The 5,566-nt window shown below is 43.2% G+C and carries 1 protein-coding gene and 1 pseudogene; both read right to left on the reverse strand.

Annotation, left to right across the window (positions count from 1 at the left end):
- Positions 1–5,399 (reverse strand): ESPR-type extended signal peptide-containing protein (locus F972_RS14745; RefSeq protein ID WP_004763853.1); only part of this gene is annotated, 5,399 nt, incomplete at its 3' end.
- 40 nt (positions 5,400–5,439) lie between these two features.
- Positions 5,440–5,566 (reverse strand): annotated as a pseudogene (locus F972_RS15690) (IS4 family transposase); the annotation flags it as partial.

Consider the following 5,566-nt stretch of genomic DNA (forward strand, 5'->3'; position numbering starts at 1 on the left):
TATAGCTGACTGCCATTCACGGCATCTGTAGATGTTGAATTGACATCCCCAGCTTTAACATTGGTGATCTTCTGATTGCCTGCATTGATCCCTGTCGCTTTGTCGATAATAATGTTCCCAAGAGTCACTTTGTCAACACTAATATTTTTGGCTAAATCATAGTTAATAGTATTATCCGCACTGCGGGTAGCAACTAAATTTCCATCTGTATTGCGGAAATCAACTGTTTCACCTAGCTTAACTTTATCTGAATTAGCACCTTGGGCTGAGATACTGAAACCTTTATCAGTTAAAGTTGTATTTAGCTGATTTTGTGCAGAAAGCAACTGTTCCTCGGTCGCTGCTCGACCACTATTGTAAGTGCCTGCAGGATTCCACGTTATATTGCTTAACCCAGTAACATCATTTGTCGAAGTATTTACCTTCACATTACCGGCTTTTAATCCAGTATCCGTTAAAGTATTTGTACCGACTTTAACTTCATTATTTTTTATGCTCGCAGAGCCTGTTGTCACACTACCATTGCCACCAAGATTTATTGTTTCAGCAAGACGAATATCTAGCTGATTTGTTCCATTGGCAACCACACCTATATTTCCGGTGCCAGCGAGTGTACCTGTTGCACCGCCTTTCACATTGAGCGTTTCACCAAGTTTACGGGATATTTGAGCCCCCGTATCACCAGCAAAGCTTAATGGTTGATTCACTGCGGTATCTAATGCAGTTAAGGCTGCACCTACATTATTGACCGTAGTTTTTGTACCTGTTCCTGCCGGGTTAGTTGTGACGGTATAACTTGGCGCACTAATTGCTCCAGTAGCTTGATTGGCTAATGCCCCACCACCTAATGCTTGTGCTGTTTTATTCGCTAGGTTGGCTAATTCTTCATTGGTTTGGAATAACTGGCTACCATTAATTGCATCAGTACTTGAAGCAGATACTCGACCTGCAGCGACATTAATGATTTGACGTTCATTGCCTAAACTGCCCACACTCACAGTTGATGTTGGATTTATGCCTGCATAATTATAGGTTTTACCGTTAACAATTGCACTTGTAGTTGGTGTTGCATTACCAGAAATCGATCCACTACCTAAGGCAATTGCATTTGTATGTGTAACTGTTGCATTAGTACCTAAAGCAAAACCATTGGTTGCAGATACATTAGCACCTGTCCCTATAGCATTCGAACTTTCAGCACCAGCTTTAGCCCCATTACCAAATGCATTCGCATTTAAACCTGCTGCGTCTGCACTTTTACCTATAGCAGACGCATTGAGGCCACTTGCAACGGCACTTGTACCTAACGCAAGCGTATCCTGTCTTAATGCTTGAGCGCCTGTACCAATTGCACTTGCATCTTGTTCAAATGCTTTTGCACCCTTACCCATAGCATTCGCATTAACACCTGTTGCTCGCGCATTGGTACCAATTGCACTGGCATTATCAGCTGCAGCTTTTGCATTATCACCAATTGCATTACTGCTTGTGCTTGTTGCTTCTGCACTTTTACCCATCGCATTGGCATTACCAGCAGTCGCTTTTGCATTATCACCAATTGCATTGGCGCTTGTTCCACTTGCTGTTGCATAGTTACCAATAGCATTAGCACTTACTGCAGTTGCTTTAGCAAAATTACCCAATGCACTCGCATTTTCTTTTGCTGCTCGTGACTCATGGCCAATTGCTGTTCCATTATCGCCCTGTACAACTGCTTTACGTCCAATTGCAATGGCCTGATCAGCATTCTGTACTTCTGAATAACTACCAATACCTACTGCATAGTCAGAAGTACCAGTGGTTTTATCAATTTGAATATTGGTACCTATTGCAATACTTTCCATACCATTACTGCTGGCATTGGTACCCATTGCAATATTGTTTGTACTTCTTGCTAAAGCAGTCTTACCAATCGCAATAGATGCATCACCATTTGCTAGTGTGCTGGTATTACCAATTGCAACACTTTCTTTTGCATTAGTTGCAGCATCAAAACCTACAACAACACTTTTTACACCTGCATTACTTGTTGTGACGCCAGCACCAATTGCTAGCGACTCGTCAGCAGTTGCTCCCGTATTATTTTTATTCGCTGGATTTTTACTATTAATGGAGACATGATGTTGTCCATTATCTGCAATAGCTTGATTAAGCTGTGCCAAATTCACAGCATCTGTAGCTTGTGTTCCTGCAGTAACATTCGAAATGCGGCCATCAGCGGTATACATGACAGCGTTGCCAGGTAAAACACTAATTGCACCAGATGACACTGCATTAATTGCACTCGCAACATCTTTATATTGATGAGTCTGGTTTGTGTTTTTATCTGTCAATTCAATAATGTAGCCTGTAAATCCCCCTGTAACTGGATCGACGCCTGTTTTTCCACCAATCAAGCTTGCGACACTTTTTTGCGCTTCATGTAATTGCTTGACATTGACTGCATCTGTAGGATTGGCACCCGCTGCAACATTGGTAATACGACGCTCTTGTCCAGCTTGACCAACAGAAACTATATTATAGCCGCCCATTTTTGTTTCAGCTGTCAAATAAGCCGCAGCAGTTGAAGTTCCATTCGCTACACTGGATGCCCCTAGAGCAATATTGTTGGCACTAGCTTCCGAGTCACGCCCCAATGCCGTTCCAGAATCGCCTGTCACTTTTGCTTTATAGCCCAGAACAGTTGCAAAATCACCGCCATAAGCTTTGGCCTCATTACCCAGCACGGTCGAACCTGTTGTTGCATCCACACGTGAACCAATTGCTACAGATTCAACAACAACTGCTGTTATATTTTTATTTGCATCCCGGCCAATCGCAATATTATCATCACCACTTAAATTGCTTCCTGCATTTACCCCAATCGCAATATTGTGATCTGAGCTGCCATTACCGTCCGCTGACAGGTTGGAACCAGCGCCAACACCTAAAGCAATATTTCGATTACCAATAACATTTTGACCGCTATTATGTCCAATAGCAATGTGGTCTGTACGGTCATTCGTTATACCTTGTGATGTACCCACTCCCGCATTCTGACCAATTGAAATACCAGCTGTTGTATTTGCAAAAGCACCTTGACCCAATGCAACAGCACCATCACGGCCCGCACTAGATGCTCCGCCGGCAGCCAGTGCACCGCTTGCAGCTGCTTGAGCTCCAGCACCAATCGAAATTGCTTGCCCTCCTGAAGCATTACCATTTCGACCTATTGCAATCGCATCCTTTGCAACAGCTTTAGATGAGTCACCAAGAGCAACACTAGATTCACCGGCTGCCAAATTAGAAGTGCCCAAAGCTATACTATTCTTTCCAAGAGAAAGATTCGCACCGCTGCTTAACGATGCCACGAAGCTATTAACTTCAGTATTTGTAACCGGCACCCCATTAATTTCAATAATATCTGTTAAATCCGTACCCGCTCCTGTCGTAGTTACAGAGATGCCATCTATTGCAGTAATTTTACCATTTGCATCTTTTGTATAAACAGGCTGGCGCGGTGTCCCTGTGGTTGAACCAATTGCTGTACTATATAAACCAATTGCTGCGGATTGTTTACCAATTGCAACTGCATTTTCTTGTTCTGCTCGCGCTTGGTCGCCCATAGCAATTGAACTTGTACCATTTGCAATTGCTTGAGGCCCTATAGCGACCGATTCTAGACCTTTTGACTGTGAATCAGCTTCAGCAGAGTTGGCACGGAAATACTTAATGCCATTATAATCTTTACTTGGATCAACACTTAAAAGTGTCTTGATCTGTCCCAGATTAACTGCATCCGTATCGGCCGTACCGACTGCTAGTTTGGTAATTTTCTGATTATTTAAATCAGCCCCACTATTTAATGTGGCTAATCCGGTAACACCTAATGTGCCTGTAACTGTGGTTGCACCAGTAATTGCTGCACCATTTTTGCTTACAGTTAATTTATCATTCAGTGTGGTTGTACCTGTAACACCTAATGTGCCTGTAACCGTCGTTGCACCAGTAATTGCTGCACCATTTTTACTTACAGTTAATTTATCATTCAGTGTGGTCGTGCCTGTAACACCTAATGTTCCTCCGACAGTTGCATTACTGGTTACAGCCAATGAATTCGCATTCACTGCACCTGTCGTCGTGACCGTTGTAAAATTAGGGTTATCTATTGTCTTAACGGTATAAACCGTTTGCCCATCGCCACCTGTGGTCGGGGTGACGCTAATATTTGTTCCCGCAGCAACTTCTGTTTTTGATGCCTTGACCTGTCCGTAATTCGCCGCATCCGTATTTGCTGTACCTGCGGCCAATCCTGTAATCTGTTTACTATTTAGATTCGCACCATTACTTAATGTAGCCAAACCAGTGACACCCAGTGTCCCACCTACTGAAGTATTCCCTGTGACATCCAATGTACCTGTAACCGTCGTTGCACCAGTAATTGCTGCACCATTCTTACTTACAGTTAATTTATCATTCAGCGTGGTCGTGCCTGTAACGCCTAAAGTTCCCCCAACAGTTGCATTACTGGTTACAGCCAATGAATTCGCATTCACTGCACCTGTCGTCGTGACCGTTGTAAAATTAGGGTTATCTATTGTCTTGACGGTATAAACCGTTTGCCCATCGCCACCTGTGGTTGGGGTGACGCTAATATTTGTTCCCGCAGCAACTTCTGTTTTTGATGCCTTGACCTGTCCGTAATTCGCTGCATCCGTATTTGCTGTACCTGCCGCTAATTTAGTAATTTTCTGATTATTTAAATCAGCACCACTATTTAATGTGGCCAACCCAGTCACACCCAGGGTCCCACCTACTGAAGCATTTCCTGTCGTGGATAGATTCGTAATATTGGTATTTTGAAGTGCTGTCGTACCACTTGTTACCGTTAGGCCATTGCCAATCGTTGCTGCACCTGTAGTACTCAATGTGGCTGTACTGGTATTCCCTGATGTGGACAGGCTCCCTGTAACATTGGTATTTTTAAGTGCTGTTGTACCACTTGTTACCGTTAAGCCATTGCCAATCGTTGCTGCACCTGTGGTACTCAATGTGGCCGTACTGGTATTCCCTGATGTGGACAGGTTTCCTGTCACATTGGTATTTTTAAGTGCTGTCGTACCACTTGTTACTGTTAGGCCATTACCTGCTGTGACTGCCCCTGTCGTCGTGACCGTTGTAAAATTAGGGTTATCTGTAATACTGACCTGATCATCACTACCAACTTTTGTTACAGTGATATTTTTCCCATCTCCCGTTACATCTGCATAAGCAGGTATGACTATCCCTGAAGCGATGACAATTGCTGCCCCTACCGTTACTTTTGCCGTTTTTGTTTTCGTTTTACTTTTTGCATTTTCAGAAACCGCAACCCATGCCCCTATCGAAGCATTCCAAACTACTCTATAGATCCTATTCATACTTACACCCTTTATGCGATTTCTCTGTACACGACAAATTTCACAGAACCCTTATCCTATCAGGATTCTGCTTTCTTAAAATTGCCAAAATTTCCTTAAACTCTTCTTTTTTCCCAAAACCAATTAAATGCTGAATCGCCATTTGAACATAGTCTAAACCATAGCGA

It is taken from the genome of Acinetobacter sp. CIP 102529 (genome assembly GCF_000368325.1).
GTDB classification, from domain to species: domain Bacteria; phylum Pseudomonadota; class Gammaproteobacteria; order Pseudomonadales; family Moraxellaceae; genus Acinetobacter; species Acinetobacter parvus.